Source organism: Dactylosporangium thailandense (genome assembly GCF_059739745.1).
Window position 1 is genome coordinate 747,557 of record NZ_AP029195.1, and the last position, 22,252, is coordinate 769,808.

At 73.9% G+C, this 22,252-nt stretch carries 14 protein-coding genes; 6 read left to right on the forward strand and 8 right to left on the reverse strand.

The genetic code is table 11. From position 1 onward, the window contains the following. Positions 1 to 5: 5 nt before the first annotated feature. Positions 6 to 2,306: a beta-glucosidase family protein gene (locus tag AC6JBM_RS03215; protein WP_497982110.1), complete on the reverse strand. Its 2,301-nt coding sequence runs from the start codon at positions 2,304 to 2,306 to the stop codon at positions 6 to 8. Between the two features lie 295 nt (positions 2,307 to 2,601). On the opposite strand from AC6JBM_RS03215, the gene AC6JBM_RS03220 reads away from it, so the two are divergent. From AC6JBM_RS03220 to AC6JBM_RS03245, 6 genes are read left to right on the forward strand one after another with little or no spacing between them, the layout of a single operon-like run. After that, positions 2,602 to 4,278 (forward strand): type 2 periplasmic-binding domain-containing protein, encoded by a 1,677-nt coding sequence (locus AC6JBM_RS03220; protein WP_497982111.1) that lies wholly within the window; start codon positions 2,602 to 2,604, stop codon positions 4,276 to 4,278. Positions 4,279 to 4,291: 13 nt separating this feature from the next. After that, positions 4,292 to 5,278, forward strand: coding sequence for an ABC transporter permease (locus tag AC6JBM_RS03225; RefSeq protein WP_497982112.1), 987 nt, complete (start codon positions 4,292 to 4,294; stop codon positions 5,276 to 5,278). Beyond that, the gene (locus AC6JBM_RS03230) at positions 5,268 to 6,200 is read left to right on the forward strand and encodes a carbohydrate ABC transporter permease (RefSeq protein ID WP_497982113.1); all 933 of its coding nucleotides are present in this window, start codon (positions 5,268 to 5,270) and stop codon (positions 6,198 to 6,200) included. The genes AC6JBM_RS03225 and AC6JBM_RS03230 overlap by 11 nt, the downstream gene beginning before the upstream one ends. Before the next feature lie 4 nt (positions 6,201 to 6,204). Then, the gene (locus tag AC6JBM_RS03235; protein ID WP_497982114.1) at positions 6,205 to 8,085 is read left to right on the forward strand and encodes a beta-galactosidase; all 1,881 of its coding nucleotides are present in this window, start codon (positions 6,205 to 6,207) and stop codon (positions 8,083 to 8,085) included. Then, on the forward strand, positions 8,082 to 10,412 hold the full coding sequence (locus tag AC6JBM_RS03240) for a glycosyl hydrolase family 95 catalytic domain-containing protein (RefSeq protein WP_497982115.1): 2,331 nt from the start codon (positions 8,082 to 8,084) through the stop codon (positions 10,410 to 10,412). The genes AC6JBM_RS03235 and AC6JBM_RS03240 overlap by 4 nt, the downstream gene beginning before the upstream one ends. A 48-nt stretch (positions 10,413 to 10,460) precedes the next feature. Next, a complete protein-coding gene (locus tag AC6JBM_RS03245) occupies positions 10,461 to 10,589 on the forward strand; it encodes a hypothetical protein (RefSeq protein ID WP_497982116.1) in 129 nt (42 codons plus the stop codon). A 40-nt stretch (positions 10,590 to 10,629) separates the two neighbouring features. Here the strand turns inward: AC6JBM_RS03245 and AC6JBM_RS03250 are convergent, their stop codons facing one another. From AC6JBM_RS03250 to AC6JBM_RS03280, 7 genes are all read right to left on the reverse strand, one after another. After that, the gene (locus AC6JBM_RS03250) at positions 10,630 to 12,369 is read right to left on the reverse strand and encodes an AIPR family protein (protein WP_497982117.1); all 1,740 of its coding nucleotides are present in this window, start codon (positions 12,367 to 12,369) and stop codon (positions 10,630 to 10,632) included. 502 nt (positions 12,370 to 12,871) lie between these two features. Continuing rightward, positions 12,872 to 13,102, reverse strand: a complete 231-nt coding sequence (locus AC6JBM_RS03255) for a hypothetical protein (protein ID WP_497982118.1) — start codon at positions 13,100 to 13,102, stop codon at positions 12,872 to 12,874. A 45-nt stretch (positions 13,103 to 13,147) separates the two neighbouring features. Beyond that, positions 13,148 to 13,696 (reverse strand): snapalysin family zinc-dependent metalloprotease, encoded by a 549-nt coding sequence (locus AC6JBM_RS03260; protein WP_497982119.1) that lies wholly within the window; start codon positions 13,694 to 13,696, stop codon positions 13,148 to 13,150. Between the two features lie 82 nt (positions 13,697 to 13,778). Then, positions 13,779 to 15,377, reverse strand: a complete 1,599-nt coding sequence (locus AC6JBM_RS03265) for a mucoidy inhibitor MuiA family protein (RefSeq protein ID WP_497982120.1) — start codon at positions 15,375 to 15,377, stop codon at positions 13,779 to 13,781. A 55-nt stretch (positions 15,378 to 15,432) separates the two neighbouring features. Then, positions 15,433 to 16,233, reverse strand: coding sequence for a S1 family peptidase (locus AC6JBM_RS03270; RefSeq protein ID WP_497982121.1), 801 nt, complete (start codon positions 16,231 to 16,233; stop codon positions 15,433 to 15,435). 41 nt (positions 16,234 to 16,274) lie between these two features. Further along, a complete protein-coding gene (locus AC6JBM_RS03275) occupies positions 16,275 to 19,238 on the reverse strand; it encodes a hypothetical protein (RefSeq protein WP_497982122.1) in 2,964 nt (987 codons plus the stop codon). Further along, positions 19,235 to 22,249 carry an FtsX-like permease family protein gene (locus tag AC6JBM_RS03280; RefSeq protein ID WP_497982123.1) on the reverse strand — a complete coding sequence of 1,005 codons (3,015 nt, stop codon included), beginning with the start codon at positions 22,247 to 22,249 and terminating at the stop codon, positions 19,235 to 19,237. Before AC6JBM_RS03280 ends, AC6JBM_RS03275 begins: the two co-directional genes overlap by 4 nt. Positions 22,250 to 22,252 lie beyond the last annotated feature (3 nt).

A 22,252-nucleotide genomic window follows, 5' to 3' on the forward strand; every position in this document is an offset into this window, starting at 1 on the left:
AACCCCTATCGCACGGTCGTGGTGGCCTTGGACGTGGACGCGGTGAAGGTGACGGTGCCGGCCGGGCCGTTGAGGCGGCCCTCGTGCCAGTACGACAGCACCCAGGAAGGGATCGGCAGGCGCATCTCGCTCGTCTCGCCCGGTTCGAGGGTGACGCGTTCGAAGGCCACCAGGCGGCGGGCGGGGGCCTGCACCGGCCAGTCGTGCGGGGTGGCGTACACCTGCACGACCTCGTCGCCGGGGACGTCGCCGGTGTTGGTGACCGTCACGGCGGCCACCCACCCGTCGTCCTCGCGGCATACCGTCAGCGGGCCGTAGCCGAAGCTCGTGTACGACAGGCCGTGGCCGAACGGGAACAGGGGTGTGCCGCGGTGGTACTGGTACGTCCACCCCGACCCGATGACGTCGTAGTCCAGCGGCGCCGGGAGCTCGGTGCCCGCGCCGTACCAGGTCTGCGGCAGGCGGCCGCCCGGGTTGTTCGCGCCGAGCAGGGTGTCGGCGACCGCGTTGCCCTGCTCCTGCCCGCCGTGCGCGGTCCACAGGATCGCGGGCACGTTCGCCGCGGCCCAGTCGATCGCGTACGGGTAGCTCGACACGAGCACCAGCACGGTGTCCGGGTTCGCGGCCACCACCGCGCGCAGCAGCGCCTCCTGGTCGGCGGGCAGGGCCAGGCCGTCGCGGTCGACGGTCTCGCGGCCGTTGATGTGCGGGTCGTTGCCGAGCACCACGATCGCCCGGTCGGCGGCGCGGGCCGCGGCGACCGCCTCGGCCAGCCCGTCCGCGACCCGCTCCAGCCGCAGCTCGAAGCCCGGCGCGTCGGCGTCGGCGATCAGGGCTTCCGAGACGTACCGGCCGGAAGCGTTGTTGCGCAGCGAGGAACCCAGCTCCCACAGCTCGCGCACCACCCAGCCGTCCGGCGTCCCGGCGGTCACCGACAGGACCCCGTCGTCGCCGGCCGTCAGGTAGCCCTGATCCAGGCAGCGCAGGGTGTGCACCGGCGACGGGCACTGCACGCTGGTGCCCCAGTCCTGGTGCGCGAAGACGGCCCCGGGCCCCTCGGCCAGCGACAGTGACCCGTCCGGGGCGGCGTGCACGTGCCGGCCGTCGGCGGCGACGAGCCGGACCAGGTCCACGCCCTCGGCCGCGACGACCCGGTCCGGGCCGAGCCGGTCGCGCAGGGCGCCCTCGATGGTCACGGCGTAGGGCAGGGTGCCGCTGTACCAGTCCCGCAGCACGCGCCCGCCGAGCGGCCCGATCACGGCGACGCGCGCATCGCGCAGCGGCAGCGCCCCGCCCTCGTTGCGCAGCAGCACCATCGCCGAGCGCGCGGCCCGGGCCGCGAGCCGGTTGTGCGCGTCGCACGCGATCACGTCGCGGCGGATGCCCGAGTACGGGTCCCGCGCCGGGTCGAACTCCCCGGTGCTCGCCCGCAGGGCCAGCAGCCGGCCCACGGCCGCGTCGATGTCGGCCTCGGTGATGAGCCCCAGGGCCAGCGCCTCGGTGAAGCGCTCGATCGTCGGGGCCGGGTCCGGGCCGTTGTCGGTGTAGCTGTCCACGCCCGCGCGCAGGGCGGCCGCGTGCGACTCCGCGTGCGTGGCGAAGTACCGCTCGCTCGTCACGAGGTTCGAGGGCGCCTGGGCGTCGGAGCAGATGACCACCTCGGGCCTGGCCGCGCGCAGGGCCCGGCCCAGCAGCGGGTGCACGTGGTTCGGCACGCCGTTGACGAGGTTGTAGGCGGGCATGACCCCGGCCACCACCCCGGCTCGCAGCGGTTCCAGGAAGACCGGGAGCTCGTACTCGTACAACACCCGCTCCGGCACGATCACGTCCACGACGTCGCGCCCGGTCTCGACGTTGTAGGCGAGGAAGTGCTTGAGCACGGGCGCCGTGCGCCACACGTCGGGGTGGCGGCCGCGCAGGCCGGTGCAGTAGGCGATCGCCAGCTCGGCCGTCGCGAGCGGGTCCTCGCTGTAGCCCTCCTCGTTGCGGCCCCAGCGCGGGTCGCGCAGCGGGTTGACCACCGGCGACCAGACGTTGAGCGAGGCCGGCTCGGTGCCCTCGGGCGGGTCGTGGCGGTAGGCCCGGACCTCGGTCGCGGCCGCCTCGCCCACGGCGGTCAGCAGCGCCCGGTCCCAGGTCGCGCCGAGCCCGACGGCCTGCGGGAAGACGGTCGCCCGGCCCATCCAGGCCGCGCCGTGCAGCGCCTCGCAGCCGGTGTGGAACGCGGCCAGCCCGAGCCGGGGCACGGCCGGCTGCGACTGGTGCAGCATCGCGATCTTCTCGGCGACGGTGAGCTTCTCCAGCACGCGCCATCTCCCTCAATTACACGGGCCTTGTCGGCGGAGACGTCCGCGGCCGCCAGCGGTTGGTTCGAAGCGCTTCGATGATGGGGAAACGCCCGATTCCTGTCAAGGCGCCGTGAACCTTTCACGCGGTGGATGCCGTATTGCACCAGGTCGGCGATGAGCGTCCTCGATGTCCTTGTCGGGCATCCATCGATGTCCTAGGGTCTGTGCCTCGAAGCGCTTCGACACCCCTTTCGAAACTTCGGAGCGCCCACCGTCCGCGTGCACTCTCCCATCCCCGAAGGGTGGTCCACCCATGGCAAGCCTGAGCCGGCGCGGCCTGCTCGCCTCCGTCGCCATCATCGCCGCGACCCCGTTACTGGATGCCTGCGGCAGCCCGAAGGACAAGAAGGAGGGCACCACCAGCCAGGACGACCTGAGCAAGGCGCTGCCCTCCTACGTGCCCGGCAGCTCGGTCAAGCCCGACATCCCGGTCGTCAACGGGGCCAACGGCGCCACGACCGACCCGGCCTTCCTGAGCTACCCGGCCAACCCGCCGAAGTCGGTCACCGGGGCCGTCGGCTCGGGCGGGTCGTACACGGCGATGACCCCGCTGTGGGGCTCCATCCCGCCCTCGAGCGGCAACGTGTACTACGACACCGTCAACAAGGCCCTCGGCGCCACGCTCAAGATGCAGCCCGCCGACGGCAACACCTACGGCGACCTGCTGCCGCCGCTGTTCGCCTCGGACAAGCTGCCGGACTGGATCAACATCCCGAGCTGGAACACCCCCAAGCTGAGCTTCGGCGACGCGGTCGGGGCCAAGTTCGCCGACCTGACGCCCTACCTGGCCGGGGACAAGATCAAGCAGTACCCGAACCTCGCCGCGCTGTCGCCCAACGCCTGGATCTCCGGGGTCTGGAACGGCAAGCTCTACGGCCTGCCGATCTACTCCTCCAACGCGGTCGTCGCCGGCTGCTACTTCTACCGCAAGGACCTCTTCGACAAGGCCGGCGCCTCGCCCGACGTCAAGAGCCTGGCCGACCTCGAGGCCCTCGGTAAGCAGCTCACCAACGCCCAGGCCGGCGTGTGGGCGTTCGACGACCTCTTCGGCAACGATGCGGCCTACATCAACCAGCTCTTCGAGTTCGGCAGCGGCAGCTACCCGTGGAAGCTGGACTCCGCGGGCAAGCTGCAGCACCGGTACGAGTCCGAGGGCATCGTCGAGGCGCTGAACTGGCACGCCAAGATGGTCAAGGCCGGCTACATGCACCCGGACGCGGTCGCCAACAACAGCCAGAACGCCAAGCAGCGCTTCTGGTCGGGCAAGGTCGCGATCTGCGCGGACGGCACCGGAGCCTGGGCCGGCGACGACCAGAAGTCCGGCTCCGCGGCCGACCCGAACTACAACCGGCAGGCGTTCAAGCTGTTCAGCGCCAAGGGCGCCGACCCGAAGATCGAGCTGGGCAACGGCGCCGGGATGTTCAGCTACCTGAACAAGAAGCTCAGCGACACCCAGATCAAGGAGCTGCTCAACGTCGCCAACTATCTGGCCGCGCCCTACGGCTCGGCCGAGTGGCTCACGGTGAACTTCGGCGCCCCCGGCACCGATTTCACCATGAAGGACAACAACCCGCTGCTGACCGAGCAGGGCAGCAAGGAGATCGCGACGACCTACCAGTTCCTGGCCTGCCCGGCCTCGGCCGTCACCGTGCAGTCCGGCGCCACCCAGGTCGTCAAGGACTACGCGGCCTGGCAGGCGGAGATGGTCAAGCACGTCTACAAGCCGCTGTTCTACGGCATGAACGTCTCCGAGCCGACCCGGTTCGCGTCGCTCGGCCAGCCGATGATCGACACGATCGTCGACGTGAAGCTCGGCCGCAAGCCGATCTCGGCGTGGACCGACGCCGTCGACAACTGGCGCAAGCAGGGCGGCGACGACCTGCGCAAGTTCTACGACGGCATCCGCGAGAAGTACGGCACCGGCAAGTGAGCACGGACGTCCGGTGACCGCGACGACTCCCGCGAAGACGGCGCCGCCGGCCGAGCAGGCCGGCGGCGCCGCCGCGCCCCGACCCCGGCTCTGGCGCATCCGCCTGCGCCGCGACCGCTCGCTGCTGCTCATGACGGTCCCGGCGATCGTGCTGCTCGCCGTGTTCGCCTACGCGCCGATGGTCGGCCTGGTCACCGCGTTCCAGGACTACGACATCTACAGCGGGTTCTGGTACAGCGAGTGGGTCGGCACCGCCAACTTCGAGCGCCTCCTCACCGACTCGATCTTCTGGCACGCGCTCGAGAACACCCTGGTGATCAGCGCCGTGCAGCTGGTGCTGTACTTCCCGGTCCCGATCGCGCTCGCCCTGCTGTTCAACGAGGTCGTGAACGCCCGGGTCCGCTCGTTCGTGCAGTCGGTGGTGTACCTGCCGCACTTCTTCTCCTGGGTGCTGGTCGTCACCGTGTTCCAGGAGATGCTCGGCGGCGCCGGCGCGCTCAACACCCTCCTGCGCCGGCACGGCTGGGAGACCTGGGACATCATGACCAACGCGGACGCCTTCAAGTACCTGGTCACCGCCCAGGCCGTGTGGAAGGAGGCCGGCTGGGGCATCATCGTCTTCCTCGCCGCGCTGGCCGCCATCGACCAGAGCCTGTACGAGGCGGCGGCCGCCGACGGGGCCGGCAAGTGGCGGCGCATGTGGCACATCACGCTGCCGGGCATGCGCAGCGTCATCGTGCTCATGCTCGTGCTGCGGCTGGGCAACGCGCTGACGGTCGGCTTCGAGCAGATGCTCATCCAGCGCCAGGCCGTCGGCCGGGACGCCTCCGAGGTGCTCGACACGTTCGCCTACTACTACGGCGTCGTCAACAACAACTTCAGCTACGGCGCGGCCGCCGGCCTGTTCAAGGGGATCCTCTCCCTCGTGCTGGTGCTCGCCGCGAACAAGCTCGCGCACGCCTTCGGCGAGGATGGGTTGTACCGCAGAGATGACCGTTGACATCACACGCACCCGTCGCAAGCACCACGGCCCCGCCTGGGAGGAGCGCACCGGCCCGGTCGGCCAGGGCGTCAAGGGCCTGACCCTCGTGGTCGTCTGCGTGCTCATCCTGCTGCCGCTGTGGACGATCGTGCTCACCAGCCTCTCGACGCAGGCCGCGATCAACGAGGCCGGCGGGCTGGTGACCGTCCCCGGGGAGCTGACCCTGGAGGCGTACCGCCAGATCTTCACCAACCAGCTCGTCACGCACTCGCTGCTCGTGAGCCTCGCGATCACCGTCGTCGGCACCGCCCTGTCGATGGCGGTGACGGTGCTGTGCGCCTACGGGCTGTCCCGGCACGGCTCGTTCGGCCACCGGTTCATCCTGCTGTTCCTGGTCGTCACCATGTTCTTCAGCGGCGGCCTGATCCCGACGTTCCTCGTGGTCACGGCGCTGGGCGGCTACGGGCAGTACTGGACGATGATCCTGCCGGCGGCCGTCTCGGTGTTCAACATCCTCGTGATGCGTGGCTTCTTCAGCAGTACCGCCCCGGAGCTGCTCGACGCCGCCCGGATGGACGGCGCGGGGGAGTGGCGCATCCTGTGGTCGGTGGTGCTGCCGACCTCGCGCGCGGTGCTGGCCGTCATCACCCTCTTCTACGCCGTGGGCTACTGGAACTCGTTCTTCAACGCGCTGCTCTACCTGCCCGACAACGGCAAGTGGCCGCTGCAGATGATTATGTACATGTACACGCTGCAGGGCTCCAACATGCCCGGCTCGGGGACGACCGGCACCGGGCAGTACGCGGGGCACCAGCAGATCGCGACCCTCTCGCTGCAGATGGCGGTGGTCACCCTGACCCTCATCCCGATCCTGCTCGTCTACCCGTTGGTCCAGCGGCACTTCACCAAGGGCATGCTGGTCGGCGCGATCAAGGGCTGAGCCGATGCCTGCGCTGGGCGACGCGACCCGCGGCCGGCTGCTGTTCGGCGGGGACTACAACCCCGAGCAGTGGCCGCCGGAGGTGTGGCCGCAGGACGTGCGGCTGATGCGGGAGGCCGGGGTGAACCTGGCGACCGTCGGCGTGTTCGCGTGGGCGGCCCTGGAGCCGGAGCCGGGCCGCCTCGAGTTCGGCTGGCTCGACACCGTGCTCGGGCTGCTGCACGACGGCGGGATCGGGGTGGCGCTGGCGACCCCGACCGCGTCGCCGCCGCCGTGGCTGGGCCACCGGCACCCGGACACGCTGCCGCAGGGGCCGGACGGGGTGCGCCGGCACTACGGCTCCCGCAACCACTACTGCCCGAGCGCGCCCGAGTACCGCCGGGCCGCGCTCGCCGTCACCGAGGCGCTCGCGGACCGCTACGCCGGGCATCCGGCCCTGCGGCTGTGGCACATCGGCAACGAGTACGGCACCACCTGCCACTGCGGCCACTGCGCGGAGCGGTTCCGCGGCTGGCTGCGGGCCCGCTACGGCAGCCTCGACGCGCTCAACGCCGCCTGGGGCACCGCCGTGTGGGCGCAGCGGTACTCGGCCTGGGACGAGGTGACGCCGCCGCTTACCGTGCAGTACATCGGCAATCCCACGCAGGACCTGGACTATCAGCGGTTCGGCTCCGACCTGCTGCTGGAGTGCTACACCGCCGAGCGCGACGCCGTGCGGTCCCGCAACCCGGCCGTGCCGGTCACGACGAACTTCATGGACTTCTACCGCCCGGTCGACGGCTGGCGCTGGGCCGCGGAGGAGGACTTCGTCTCCCTCGACACCTACCCGGACCCGAACGACCCCGACGCCGCCCTGCGCGGCGCGATGTCCAAGGACGTGATGCGCTCCCTCGGCGGCGGCCCCTGGCTGCTCATGGAGCAGTCGCCGGGCGCCGCGAGCTGGCGGGAGATCGCAACGCCCAAGCGGCCCGGCCTCAACCGGCTGTGGTCGCTGCAGGCGGTGGCCCGCGGCGCCGACGGGGTGCTGCACTTCCAGTGGCGCGCCTCCCGGCAGGGGCTCGAGCGGGCCCACGGCGCGCTGCTGCCGCACGCCGGGCCGGACTCGCGGGTCTTCCGCGAGGCCTGCGCCCTCGGTGCCGCGCTGGGGGAGCTGTCCGACGCGGACGGCCTGCTCGGCTCCGCCGTCGAGGCCGACGTGGCGATCCTGCTCGACTGGGAGTCCTGGCGCGCGGCCGAGCTGCCGCACCAGCCGCACGCCGGGTTCCGCTACGTGGACCGCCTCACCGAGTACTACGCCCCGCTGTGGCGGGCCAACATCACCTGCGACTTCGCCCGCCCGGACGCGGACCTGTCCCGCTACAAGCTCGTGCTGGCGCCGAACCTGTACCAGGTGACGGAGCCGGTCGCCGATGCCGTCCGGTCCTATGTGGACGGCGGCGGGACGTTCGTGCTCGGGCCGTTCAGCGGCATCGCCGACGCCGACGAGCGGGTCCACCTCGGAGGGTGGCCCGGCCTGCTCATGGACGTCGTGGGCGTGCGGGTCGAGGAGCACTGGCCCCTCGAGGCGCCCGTTGCGGTCGGCGACTTCACCGCGTCCACCTGGGCGGAGTGGGCCGAACCCACCTCGGCGGAGGTGATCGCGTCCGCCCGGGGCGGGCCGCTCGACGGGCGGCCCCTGGTGTTCCGCAACGGCCGGGCCTGGTACCTCGCCACCGTCCCGGAGCCCGGCGCGCTCGCGCGGCTGCTCGCCCGGGTCTGCGCCGAGGCCGGGGTGCGCCCGGTGCTGGACGGCCTGCCGGCCGGGGTCGAGGCCGTGCGCCGCGGGAACCTCGTGTTCCTGCTCGACCACGGCTCGGGCCGGGTGCAGATTCGGGCCGGGGCATGAGCGAGCGGTACACCATCGCCCTGGACGCCCCGGCGGCGGAGTTCGAGGACGGGTTCCCGATCGGCAACGGCAGCCTGGGCGCGATGCTCTTCGGCCGCCCGGGCGTCGAGTCGGCCGACCTGAACGCCGACACGCTCTGGTCGGGCGGCCCGCTGGCCGTCCACAGTGGACCGGAGAGGTCCGGAGTCCTGCCCGAGCTGCGGCGGGCCGTCGCCGCCGGGGACCACGCGCGGGCCGAGGAGCTGGCCCGCGCGCTGCAGGGGACCGACTGGACCGAGTCCTACCAGCCGCTGGGCCGGCTCGAGTGGCGCTACGGCGACCATCGCGCGGTCGCGGGGTACCGCCGCCGCCTGGACCTCGCCGGGGCAGAGGCGGTGACCGAGTACGTCAGCGCCTCCGGCCCGGTCCGGCTCACCGCGTTCGCGTCCGCCCCCGACGGCGTGCTCGTGCTCACCGCGACCGGCCCCGGCGCCGGGCCGCGGGCGATCGCGCCGCGCCTGCACACCCCGCACCCGGGCATCGGCGCGGTCCGCGTCGCCGACCCCGACTGTCTCGTGTGGACCGGCCGCGCCCCCGCCCACGTCGTGCCCAGCTACGTCGCGGACCACGAGCACCCGGTGGTGTACGCGGGCGACCGGCCCGACGCCGCCGGCTCGGTCGCGGCCGGCATGGGCTTCGCGGTCGCCGCCGCCGTCCGCCGCCACGGCGACGGGGCCCGCCTGCTGCTCGCCGCGGTGACCGGGTTCCGCGGCCCGGGCCGCCGGCCCGGCGCCGACCTCGACGCGCTCGCCGCCGCGGCCGTGGCCCGCCTGGCCCGCGCCCTCGCCGTGCCGCCGGAGCGGCTGCGGGCCCGGCACGCCGAGGACCACCGGCGGCTGTTCGCCCGCGCCGACCTGGACCTGTCCGCCTCGCCCGGGGCCGCCCGCGCGGAGCGGCTGTTCCACCTCGGCCGCTACCTGCTCATCGCGAGCTCCCGCCCCGGCACGCAGCCCGCGAACCTGCAGGGCATCTGGAACGCCGACGTGCGCCCCGGCTGGAGCAGCAACTGGACGACGAACATCAACGCGCAGATGAACTACTGGGCGGCCGAGACCACCGGCCTGCCCGAGCTGCACGAGCCGCTGCTGGCGCTGACCCGCGACCTGGCCGTGGCGGGCGAGCGCACCGCGGCCCGGCACTACGGTGCCCGCGGCGCGGCCGCGCACCACAACACCGACCTGTGGCGGTTCACCGCGCCGGTGCCGGGCGACCCGCAGTGGGCGAACTGGCCGTCGGCCCTGGCGTGGCTGTCCGCGCACGCCTGGGACCACCTCGCCTTCGGCGCCGGCCGCGACTTCGGCCGCGCGGTGGCCCTGCCGATCCTGCGGGCCGCCGTCCGCTTCACGCTCGACATGCTGGTCGACGACGGCCGCGGCGCGCTGGTCGTCAGCCCGTCGACGTCTCCGGAGCACCATTTCGCATTCGGTACCGATGGATCCGGTACCGATGGACATGCCGCCACCTCTTGGGGCTGCACGCTCGACCAGGAGCTCGCGCGGGAGGTGCTGACCCGGTTCACGGCGCTGTCGGCCCGCTGGCCCGTCCCGGCCGACGCGGCCCTGGCCCGGGAGGCGGCCACGGCGCTCGCGACCCTGCGCGCGGTCGGCACCGGCGCGGACGGGGCGCTGCTGGAGTGGTACGACGATCGCCCCCCGCGCGAGCCCGGCCATCGCCACCTGTCCCACCTGTACGGCCTCTACCCGGGCACCCGCATCACCGAGACGGGCACGCCGGCCGACTTCGCCGCGGCCCGCACGGCGCTGCGGACCCGCCTCGCGTCCGGCTCCGGCCACACCGGCTGGAGCCGCGCCTGGATCCTGTGCCTGGCCGCCCGCCTGCGCGACGCGCCCCTGGCCGAGTCCACGATCGCCGCGCTGCTGGACGAGCTCTGCTCGGCCTCGCTGCTGACCCTGCACCCGGACGCGGGCCGCCCGAGCGGCCGGATCTTCCAGGTCGACGGCAACCTGGGCGTGGTCGCGGGCCTGACCGAGCTGCTGGTCCAGAGCCACGACGGCGCCGTGTCACTGCTGCCCGCGCTGCCGCCGTCGTGGCCGTCGGGCTCGGTGCGCGGCATCCGCTGCCGCGGCGGCCACACGGCGTCGGTGACCTGGGCGGACGGGGCACTGCTCGAGGCCGAGGTCGTCGCCGGGGCCAACGGTCCGCTGACCGTCGAGCTGGCGGGGTTCACCGACGCCCCGGCGGGGGCGGTGGAGGTCGGCGGCGCGCCCGCGGGCCGGACCCGCCTGCGCTGGCCGGCCCGCGAGGGCGCCGAGTACCTGGTGCGGTAGCGGGAAACGGGGCTGCGGCCGCCGGCGCGCCGGGCCTGTCCTCGGGGCGTGCGGGCGGAACTCGCGCGCGTCACCGGGCTGGTCGTCGCCCTGAGCGTGTCGATGCTGTTCTTCACCGTTGCCGGTCGCGGGTCTCGACACGAGCCCTTCGGTCGCGTCGAACAGGTCTCCACGTAACCGCCTGCGGCGTCACGACTGCTGACGTGTCTGCCGGCCGTTAGTCCGTCTGCCGCTTCATCGGTCGCCGGGCCCTGCGGGTAGGCGCGGCGCCCGGCATACCGCGGACGTATTTGCGCCCCCGGTCGTAGATCGCCTTCGTGACATGCTCGTCCTTTGCAAGGCGATCCAGCGTCCTGACTTTGCGTGACCGCTCCAGCCGGCCGTATTCCTCCTTGATGAGCGCCACCAACTCGGTCGCCATGGCCGTCGAGAATCTCTTGTCCGCGAGAGCGGCGACGTCGTTGGAATCAGGCTCCTCCTTCGCCGTGAGTACCATGCCAAGCAGCATGGCGAGGTGGTAGCGGTAATCGTCGACCGCGCTGAGCCCCTCCTTGACCAGGAGGTGATCACCGGCGGCACGCAGTATCTCGATGCACGCGCCGTAGGCCGCGAGTTCCCGGCTTGGGTGGAACACCAGCTCGTAGATCTCCTTCTCGAAGATCTTGCTCGGACTTACGCGAGCGATGTGTGGCATCTGCACGAGGACGCTCAGGACAGCTTGACCCATTTCGTCGATCGAGACGATACGATCGATCGGCTTGCCGAGGTTGAAGTAGTACCGCCGGCGCCGCTCGTAGAAGAGGTCATGCTGCTCGAGGTACTCCTCGATCTGTCGCTGGACACGATCGGTCGCCCTGAGCGTGCTGGGGCCGAAGGGCGTTTGACTGTTGGTGGCTCGAATGATGAGTTCGCGACTGGCGTTGTCCCTGGCCTCGATGACTTTGACGAGGACGCTGCGCTCATCGTCCTTCAACGCACGCCGCTTGTAGATCTCGGTGGACGTCTGCAGGCCGTTCACAATCTGCGGCGACTCGAGTTCCAACACTTTGTTCGCCGGCTGCACCCTGGCCGCGACGATGGTGACGCCGTTGTTGAGCCACCAGAAGTCCTCCCGCGGGCTCACGGCATCGAGGGTCTCCTGGATGCTTCGGTTGACCGAGGACTCGCCCTCATAGTCTCGGACGTTGGCCTCGAACAACGTGGAGTCGAGCTCGCCGTTCTTCGTAGTGATGAACCGGTCGTAGTCACTCAGTCTGACGACGCCGATATATCCACCGATGGTGGTTGATATGGGGTTCTCGGCCAGTTGGAGCTTCCGGGTGACGCTGATGGGCTGCCGGGCCAGATCGCTGATGCCCACCGCGTCGAGGAACTCGACGGACGGTTGGCAGCCTCCGAAGATCCTCTTGATGCAGGCCTCAAGCTCCGTCGCCTTTCGCTGGACGGACTGGTGAACGTGGTCCGCCTTGAGCGACGCAAAGATCACCGTGATGTTCAGGTCGGGCATCTCGAGACGGCGGTATGTGTCCAGGAAGCGGCGGGAGATCTCGATGACGCGAGCGTTGGCGAACTCGGCAACTGCGTTTTCGTCACGACCGAAGTCCAGCAGCTTCGGAAGATTCACCAGGAGCTTGTCGATGGGTGTCTCGGCAAAGCCGCTGGAGTTCTTGACTTGCATGAGCACGAGATCGATCCGGGCGCGGCGCCCGAAATTCGGGTGGCTGTCGTCGCTGAGGCACATGGAGTTGACGAACAGGTGCATGGCGTCGATGCCGCAATCTTTCTCGCCGTCGACGATGCCACCGAGAAGATCGTCATGTCCTGGGCTGAACTTCTGGCGGAGGTAGTGACGTGCCGCGAAGAACGTATGATGATTTGACACGCTCATCCGGGGCGCCGAGCGTTCATGATCTTGCTTGATCATCGACTCGAGCAAGATTACGTCATTGCTGCTCACGTCATGACCCCTTCCGCCCGGCGGTTCGCGCCGCGAACGGTCGCCGGCAATGCAATGGCCCGGCGACCGGAAGTTCACGTCACGCTACGCCGCTGCGGCGCGCGGTTCTACAGAGCTGCGCACGCATCGAAAGAACTCGCCCGATCAATGGACCCGCGGTACACCAACCAGCCGATGGAGTCCGGCTGCAATGCCTTGGCCGCGCCGCCCGGCACGGGCAGGCACATCCGTAGCGGGAATGCCGGTCGCGCTCGGCCCGCCGTCCCGGTCTTCGCCGGGCCGGGTTTCTCGTCGCCCGAGCCATTGTGCCGCGTCGATGACGCGCTCGGTCGATGTGGCTGGGTCTGCCAAGCCTGCCGAGGGTGAGGACGGAACTCGCGTGCGTCACGGCGTACGTCGTTCTGGCCGCCGCCGTGCTCGTGTTCGTCATCGAGGCCGGGGTTCGTAGCTTCATGCGGCCAGCGACCTTGCATCGCGGATGGGGCTGAAGACCGCGGCCGGGTCATACGAGGCCCGGTTCGACCGGCCGTTCGAGATCGAACACGGGAAGCCGCCGTTCGTCCTCGGGCAGCCAGAACACGAAGCGCCACTCGGCGTAGTAGGCGTCGCTGAAGATCTCGAAGATCAGTCCCGTCCGTGTGCCCAGCATCAGGTCGAGCCCGAATGCGCGGGCGTTGACGTCCGCCGCGGGAAATCGACCTCGGGTCCGGGCGGGAGCCGCGACCCGCAGCACCGGCGGCCGCGGCGCCGGACGGGCCGCGGCCATCGGCGGGGGCGGTCAGCCGATGGAGACGACCTCGGCGCCGTCGGCGGCCGGGACCGTGCCCGCCGTGAGGCCCGCCGCGAAGTTGCGCTGTACCTGCGCGGCCTCGGCCGTGCTCGGGTTCGCGTTGGTGCAGGACACCGGCGCGCTGCTGCCCGACATCAGGTCGCCGCACAGGCCCGTGCGGTTGTCCGGCAGGCCCAGGATGTGGCCGAACTCGTGCGTGGCGATGCGCAGCTTGTAGTAGCCGTCGTTCACCGCCTCGCGGCCCATGTACCAGCGGCCGTTGCCCAGCGACGTGGTGTACGTGCGCGGCCAGCCGTTGTCCGCGTAGACCCGGATGTTCGGGGTCTGCCCCGCCGCGGCCTTCACCAGGCGCACGTTCGTCACCTTCGTGTTCCACAGGCTCGCGGCCTGGTCGACGACCGAGACGAACTCCTGGGCGGTGCTGGAGTCGTAGTACAGGGTGCGGGTGGCGGCGAACGCCGGGCCGCCGGTCACCAGCTGGACGCCGGCGAGGGCGGCCAGGGCCAGCAGCGCGGCGGCGAGCCTGCGTCTGAGCATCGGGTACCTCCTTGTGGGCGGGACCCGATCCACGCTATAGAGTTATCGACATCTATCGATACATGTCAAAGGGCTCATACCACTACTCGCGCCAGCCGGACAGCTCGATGCCCTTGCCGGTCTCGACGCGGTAGCCGAGCCTCAGGACGTACTGCTGACCCTCCGGCAGCACCGCGCGCCAGGTGAGCACGCCCAGCTCGGTGCGTTCGGCCGGGGCCGGCTCGACCGCGGTCTCGCGCACGGTGATGCCGTCGTGGCGGCTCACCGGCAGCTGGTCGAGCACGGTCAGGCGGATCTCGCGGCCGGTGTAGTTCGCGATCGTGGTGCGGTACTCGACCTCGCGACGGCGGCTCGAGCCCAGCGTCGCCTTCGTCGCGGTCCGCTTCGTGAGCTCGCGCTCGACCCGCACCCGGTCGTCGAGGCCCAGCGCCAGCTCGAGCTCCTCGCCGGGCGCCCACGTCTGCAGCGCGGTCCGGCTGACGAAGTCGGCCTCGTGGAAGATCGCCGCCGGGCCGGGCGGGAACGTGTGGCCGGACGAGTTGGTCGCCACGGCCCGCAGGTGTACGTCGGTGGAGCCCGCCGGCGCCGTGACGTAGTCGAGCCGCGCGGCCAGGTCCAGCACCGAGATCGTGGCGCGGGCGGTGGTGCCGTCGGCGGGCACGGCGACGGGGCGGGCCGGGCGGTAGGTGGCCGCGGTCGCGCCCTCCTCGGCCCGCGCCTGGCCCAGCTCCATCGGGGCGGCCAGGTCCAGCGCCGCCTCCAGCATCGCCGGCTGGGCCTTGGGCATGGCGGCCATCGGGGCGGGCGGCGGGCCGCCGGGCGCCCCGCCGAACGAGCGCGACGCGTAGACCGGGGGCGGTGGCGGCGGCAGGAGCGGGTCGAGGTACCACGGCGACAGCTCGGGAATCGTGGCCGTGCCCGAGGTGCGGGCGGTCGACAGGGCGAGCTCGCACTCCGGCCAGTCCTCGCCGGTGCTCTGCTCGACCAGCCCGAACCAGCTCAGCTGGAAGGTGTCGCCGGTGAGGCGCACGTCGTACGTCGAGCGCCACCCGGCCCCCGACACCTGGTAGGACACGTCGAGCTCGACGGCGCCGGGCTCGGAGACGGCGAGGGCGATCGAGGCGTAGTGCGCGTCCGGCTCCCGCTTGCCGGCCAGGTCGCGCAGCTGCCGGTCCAGCGCCGCGATCCGGTCGCTCACCTCGGTGCGGCGGCGCTGCAGGTCGCGGATGCCGGCCAGCACCGAGGCCAGCTCGCCGCCCATGGTCGCCGAGAACGCGGTCACCGACTCGGCCGCCGCGTCCCCGCCGGCCAGGGCCCGGGCGTAGGCGCCGGTGGCCCGCTCGCCGAGGGCGATCAGGAAGGCCTGGCGCTGGCGCAGGACCGTCTCGGCGTCCTCGATCTCGTCGGACTCCGCGGCCAGGCGGCGCCGCTGCTCGGTCACCGCGGCGACGGTCGTGTCGGACGGCTTGTCCCGGCGGCGCAGCACGAGGTCGACGCCGAGCACGGTCGCGGGCCCGCGCCCGCTGACCCGGATCGAGTCGGCGTCGAGGCGCAGCGGCAGCGGCCCGACCTCGACGACCTGGTCGCCGGCCTCGAGCGTGGTCCGGCCCCGGCGCGTCACCCGGGCCTGCGAGGGGTACACGGTCACCGCGACGATGGCGGCGTCGATCGAGTTCTGCACGCAGCGCACGGTAACGCATGCACTCCACCCGGGCCCGGCGAACCTCGCGGAAGGGTCAGTAGGCGGTGACGCCGTAGGCGCTCGCGGCCCGGGAGGCCGACGCGAAGTACGTGACGCCGCCGCTCGTGCAGTTGCCGCTGCCGCCCGAGGCCATCCCGATGCCCTGCGTGCCCGCGAACAGCGGTCCGCCGCTGTCGCCCGGCTCGCTGCAGACCGAGGTGCGGATCAGGCCGTACACGATGCCGTCCGCGTAGTTCACGGTCGCGTTCAGCGCGGTGATCGTGCCCGTGTGCTGGCCCGTCGTGGCGCCGACCCGGGTCACCGCCTGGCCCACGTAGCCGGGGGCGAAGCTCGCGATGGGCGTGAGCGCGCCGCTGGGCAGGTGCACGGCGCTCGGGTGCGTCAGCGTCGTGTTCGTGTACCGCACCAGCGCGTAGTCGTACATCGTGTTCTTGGTCGCCACGGTGCCGAGGACGACCGTGCGCGCAGCGTTCGTGTAGACCGTCGACCCCACGGCGCCCACGCAGTGCGCCGAGGCCAGGACGTAGTAGTCCGGCAGCGAGCGCGCGTTGAAGCCGACGGTGCAGCGGCCGCCGGTCGCGCCGTAGAAGGGGTCGCCGCCCGCGATGTGCCGGCGCAGCTCGCCCGGCTCGCGCACCACGGTGCCGCCCGAGCGCGAGACCGCCCGGGTCAGGGCGCCGACCGCCGTCACCGTGGAGTCGGCGCTCACCACCAACCGGCCCGCGGTGTCGTGCCACCACGCCGTCCCCGGCGTGTGCGAGAAGGCCGTCACGCCGGGCGAGGCGTCCGCGGCGGAGGCGAACACGAGCACGGCCAGCAGAACCAGAGTGCGCACGGCGAACCTCCAGTTATAAACGTCGATGTATCAGCCTACCGTCACGAGCGCCGGGCCGCTACGAGTGACAGCAGGGCCGTGCTCGCCAGCCAGGTCAGCGGCAGCGCCAGGGTGGCCGGCCAGTGCGGCAGGGGCAGCGACGGCAGCTCGGCCGCCGCGCCGAACACCGGCAGCGACCAGCCCGTCAGGCGCCACACGGCCAGGGACGCGGCGAGGCCGAGCAGGCCCGCGGCGAGCACCAGCGCCGGATACGTCCACAGCGCCGCCCGCCGTAGCGCCGCGCGGCTCAGGCCCTGGGTGCGCAGCGCGTCGTGGTCGGCCGCGCGGGCCGAGCGGTCCACGGCAGTGATCGTCGTGATGCCGCCCGCGGCCAGCAGGACCGCCAGCGCGCCGGTGAGCAGGTGGAACCACAGGGCCAGGGCCGGGCCCTCGCCGTCGAGGCGGGCGCGGACCGAGTCGGCGCTGCGCTCGCCTGCGACGATGAGGCCCTGGCGGGCCAGGCGGTCCAGCGCGTCGGGCGGCGCCGCGGCGGACAGCCACACCTCCGGCTCGAGGGCGCCGCCGCCGTCGGAGGAGACGCGGTCGGCGTACTCGAGGTCGACCAGCGCGCCGAACGAGCCCACGCGCGGGAGGGCCTCGGCGCGGCCCGCGGGGCGCACGTCCGTCGGGCGGCCGTCGACGCCGGCGAGGCGCGGGGGGAGCGGTACCGTCGCCAAGGCGGGCAGCGGGTAGGGCGCATCGGCCGGCTGGAACCACGCCCCGTCGGTCAGCACCCCGCTGACCGTGAAGCGCAGCCCCTCCCCGGTGGCGGTGAGGGTGCCGCCGGTGGCCCGCCAATGGCCGGCGTCGGCCAGGTCCGCGGTCGCCGCGGACAGCCCGCGCAGGGTCAGGGTCGCGTTGATCGCGGCCCCGCCGATGCGGTCGGAACTGAGCCGCAGCGCCGCCAGCCGGCAGCCGTCGGTGCACACGGCGTCGGCGCGGCTGAGGGTGTACGGCCCCGAGGCCACCGTCCCCAGGTCGAGCACGGCCGACCCGCGCCCGGTCACCGACTCCAGCACGGCCTTGACCCGCACCGGCTCGTCGCCCTGGCTGGTCACGTCCACGTCGAAGCGCACGAGCTTGCCGTCCATGACCACCGGCTCCCGGGCCGGCGGATGCAGCAGGGCGGGGACGCGGGCCGGGTCGACGTCGCCGTACTGCGGCAGCCACGGCACCACGGCGGGCACCCGCGCGGCGTCCACGGCCAGCTTGGCCGGCTCGCCGGGCGCCCCGGGCGGCAGCTGCGCGACGGCCATGGCCCAGCGCCCGCCCGGGTCGGCCTGGCGCACCGCGTGCAGGAGCTGCTGGCGGGTCGCCGGCCCGACCTCGAGCACCCGCGTGGCCCCGGTGCCGATGCGGGCGGCCAGATCCCGGTCCTGCGCGGCGACGTCGGTGGCGCTCACGGCGTAGCCGAGCACCGCCACCGCCGTGATGAGCAGCAGCAGCATCCGCTGCGCCGCGGGGCGCCGGCCGGCCTGCAGCGCGGCGAGCGCGAGCCCGAGCCGGCCCCGGCGCAGCGCCGAGCGGCCCAGCGCCCGGGCGGCCGGGGCGAGCAGCCGCGCGCAGGCGACCGCGAGCGCGGCGATGCACAGCGCCGGTGCCAGCAGCCCGACGCCGTCGAGGCGGCCCTCGGTGGTGAACAGCTGCACGAGCGCGGCGGCGGCGAGCACCGCCACGACGACGGCGGAGCGCCACCCCAGGGAGGTGCGGGCCCGGACCCGGCGCAGCAGGTCGACGACGGGGCCGGCGAGGTGGCGGCGCTGGGCCACGACCGCGACGGCGATCGCGCCCAGGGCGGTCAGCGCGGCGAGGCCGGCGCCGCCCGGGTCGGTCAGGTCGAGGGAGTACGCGACGCCCGGCAGCCGCCAGCCCACGAGCGCGGCCACGACGAGGCGACCGGCGACCAGCCCGGCGACGGCCCCGGCGAGGATGGCGGCGACGGGCTCCCCGATGGCGAGCAGGAGCCGCTGCCACCAGCGGGTGCCGCGCAGCGCGACGACGGCGAGCTCCGGGCGGCGGCCCTCGGAGCCGTAGTCGACGGCGAGGTACAGCGCCAGATAAGCGAGCAGGAGCAGCGGCACGGCCCCGGCGGGCACGCTGCGGCGGGCCAGGTCCCGGCTCTGCTGCACCCGGTCGATCAGCCCCGGCAGGCCGGTGGTGACCCGGTAGTCGCCGCCGACCGCCTTGACCCGCTGCCGCAGCTGCTCGACGCGGTCCCGCAGCGGCCCGATCGCGTCGAACACGCCCGGGTCGGCGGTCGCGTCCAGGGAGACCTCGGCCAGGTGCGGCTGGAGCCGCTCGACGGTGGCCACGTTGGTGAAGACGGGCTCGGCGGCGCGGCCGGTGGCGTCGGCGGCGAAGTACTCGTGGTTGCCCCAGTACTGCTCCGACGGCGAGACCGGCCGGTAGACGCCGGCGACGACGACCTCGCTCGCGGGCCCGTCCGGCTCGAACGTGGCCACCCCGGTGAGCGAGTTCGACACGATCCGGGCGTACCACAGGGTGAGGTGCGACCCCGCCTCGAGCCCGAGCCGCCTCGCGGTCTGCTCGCCGAGCACGATCTCGCCCGCGCCCACGAGGCAGCGCCCCGACACCATCTCCAGGTGCGCGCACGCGTCCTGCCGGAAGACCATGTGCGAGCTGCCGTCGCCGCCGGTCTCCAGGCCAATGACCGGGTACTGCACCGCGTACACGTGCGTGAACCCGGGCTGGTCCAGCAGCGCCCCGGCGACGCTGTCGAAGTCGATGCTCTGCGCGGTGCCGCGCACGTCGGCCTCGGAGGTGACGGTGATCGCGCGCTCGCCGGGGCCGGCCGCGGCGACCTCGCCCCGGGCCACGGCCACGTCGACGGCGGCGAGGTAGGCGGGCACGGCCACGGTCGCGCCGACCCCGAGCACGGTGAGCAGCAGCAGCGCGACCGCCTGCCCGCGGCGGGTGCGCAGCATCGCGAGGACGAGGGAGATCATCGGCCGGCGCCCTTCCGCCCGCCGGGGCGGGTCAGCAGCGCCGGCCCGGAGGCGACGGCGAGCACGGCCAGGGCGGCGAGCCCGGCGAGGCCCAGCGCGCCCGGGCGCAGGGCGGGCGGCGGCGCGGTGAGATGCCAGTCGTCGACGAACGCGGCCACCGGCGCGTCGATCGCCCACCCGGCGAACGCGGCCGCGGCCAGGCCGCCGAGCGTGCCGAGCACGAGCAGCGCGGCCTGCCCGCCGGCCCCGGCCGTGACCGTGGCCCGCGCCGGCACGCCCTGCACCCGCATGGCCCGCACCTCGGCCGCGTGCACCCGGCGCTCGACCGACACCGCGGCCGCGGCGGCGACGGCGGCCAGCAGCAGCCCGGCGACCGCGGACAGCAGCCGGAACCGGCCCGCGAACGCGGTGCCCTGCTCGGCCAGGCGGGCCCGGTGCTGGGCCGCGGTCTCGGAGCCGACGACCTCGACCCCGGCCGCGGCGATCCGGTCGGCGATCGCGGCCGCCCGGGCCGGGGTGACGCCCGCGGCCAGCCACACCTGCAGCGTGCCGGTGCTCGCCGGGCCGGGCAGCGCGCGCTGCACGGCGTCGAGGTCGAGCACGAGCCCGGCGCCGCCGAGCACGGGCAGCACCGGCCGCCGGGCGGCGATGCGCAGCGGCTGGGCGGGCGAGCCGAACGGCGACACGGTGGGCTCGGCCGAGGCCCAGCCGCGGGGCGGGTCCCCGGCGAGCACGGCCGGGATCGGCAGCGCGCCGTCGACGACGTACGCGCGCGTGTCCGGCCGCGACTGCGAGGTGCCCTCCTCGGGCGGGGGCGGCATGCGCAGCGTCAGCGCGCCGTCGGACGGGGCCACCACGATGCCGGGCCCGGTGAGCACGGCGCGCCACCGCCGCGGGTCGCCGAGCCGGTCCGCGTCGAGCACGGGAGCGCTCGCGTCGTTCTGGCGCAGGGACCGTACCGTCAGCGCGGAGGAGGCCGCGGGCACCGCCGGCTTGCCGTCCTGGTCGTCCGGCCCGGCCAGCGCCAGCGCGACGATCCGGCAGCCGGGCGCCCCGCAGCCGGCCAGCGGTGCGCTCGCCTCGTGCTCGCCGGGGGCGAACGGCCCGACGGTCACGCTCACGGCCGCGCCGGTGCCGGTGTTGGCCAGCTGCACGGTCAGCCGCAGCGGGCCGGGGGAGTCGTTGCGCGCGGCCAGGGTGAGGCCGGTGCCCTCGACCGGGGGCAGCTCGCCGGCCCGGCCCGGGGCCAGCACCGCGGCGGTCTCGGCGGGCAGGGCGCCGGCGCCGCGGGTGACGGCCGCGAGGCGGGACGCGTCCACGGCGAGCACGGGCGGGGCGGTGGTGTCGTCGAGCGCGACCGCCATGGCGTCCCGGCCGCCGGGATCCGCCAGCCGTACGGCCCGCAGCAGCGTCGCCTGGCTGGCCGCCCGCACCGTCAGCACGCGCTCGGCCCCCAGCTCCACCGCGGTGCGGTCGGCGCGCGCGTCGCGCCCGGCGAGCAGGTCCCCGCCCGCGAGCCCGAGCAGCGCCACGGCGACGGCCACGAGCGCGAAGATACGGTCGATGCCGGGGCGGCGGTGGTACTGCAGCGCGGCGAGCGCCGCCGGCACCCGCCCGGCCCGCAGCGCCGCGCGCCCGGCCCGCCCCGCGAGCGCGGTGACCAGCCGGGCGAGGAGGGTCGCGGCGGCCAGGGTCAGCAGCACCGGGGCGATCACGGCGAGCCCGGACGGTACGGCCGCCGGCTCCTGCGAGCGCACCTGGAACAGCGCCGCGACGGCCCCGGCCACGAGCAGGAGGTCGAACAGGGCGGCCCCGCGCCGCCCGGGCGCCGGGGCGCGGCGCAGCAGCTCGGCCACCGGGGTGCGCAGCAGCGGCAGGTCGGCGAGCACGAGCAGGGCGAGCCCGGCGGCGAGGGCGACGGCGGCGGCGATCCCGGCCGGGGCGAATGCGCGCACCGGGGCCGGCGCCCCCGCGGCCAGCCGGGCCGAGGCCCAGCCCAGCGCGAGCCCGGCGGGCAGGGCGGCGAGCATCGGCAGCAGCTGCTGCCACACCGTGAGCCGCACGGTGCGGGCGCGGGTGGCCCCGCGCAGCTGCAGCAGGGCGTAGTCGGGGCGGCGGTCCTGCGCGGTGTACCGCCCGACGATCCCGAGCGCGAGCGCGCACAGCACGAGGGCCTGCACCCAGCCGGCGAGCACCCCGCGCCGGGTCGCCGCCCGGTCGCCGGAGATCTGGGCCAGCAGCGCGTCCGGCGGGGCGGTGAAGTCGAACCCGGCCGACTTGAGCGCGTACGCGGTCGCGTCGAAGCCGTCCTCGAGCAGCGTCTGCGGGGCCGGCACGGTGTAGACGGCGGTGGGCGCGGCGAGCATCCCGGTGAACGCGCCGATCGGCAGGAACACGGGGTCGACGGTCTCCTCGCCGGCCGCGATGCGCCCGGGCGCGAACGAGGGGTCGGCCCACCAGCCGCCGCCGGGGTCGGCGCGGTCGTACAGCCCGACGATCCGCACCGTCAGCGGGGGGCCGGCGCCGGTCTGCTGGGTGCGCAGCTCGATCTCGCCGCCGACCGGCCGGCCGAGCGCCTTGGCGGCGGCGCGGCTCACGACGGCCTCGCCGGGCGCGGCCGGGCAGGCGCCCTCGATGCGCATGTGGTCGCAGGCGTTGTCGCGGTACGCCAGCGGCACCATCTTCCCGAGGCCGCCGACGCGCGCGATGAGCGTCTGGGTCAGCCCGAGCGCGACCGGCCCGCCGGGCGGGGGCAGCACGGCCTCGGCCGCGCGCCGGAAGTCCGCGAGCGCGGCCGCCGGGTCGGAGCCGCTCGCCACGGGCCGGCGCACCGACAGCAGCCGGTCCGCCGGCGTGGTCCCGGCGAGGTCGGCGGCGGTGGTGCGCGCGGCGGCCGCGGCGTCGAACAGCGGCCCGGCGGCGGCGACCGCGACGAACAGCGCGGCGAGCGCGAACACGGCGAGGCTCTGCGCACCCCTGCGCCGCAGGGCGCCGAACACCAGACGCAGCATCGC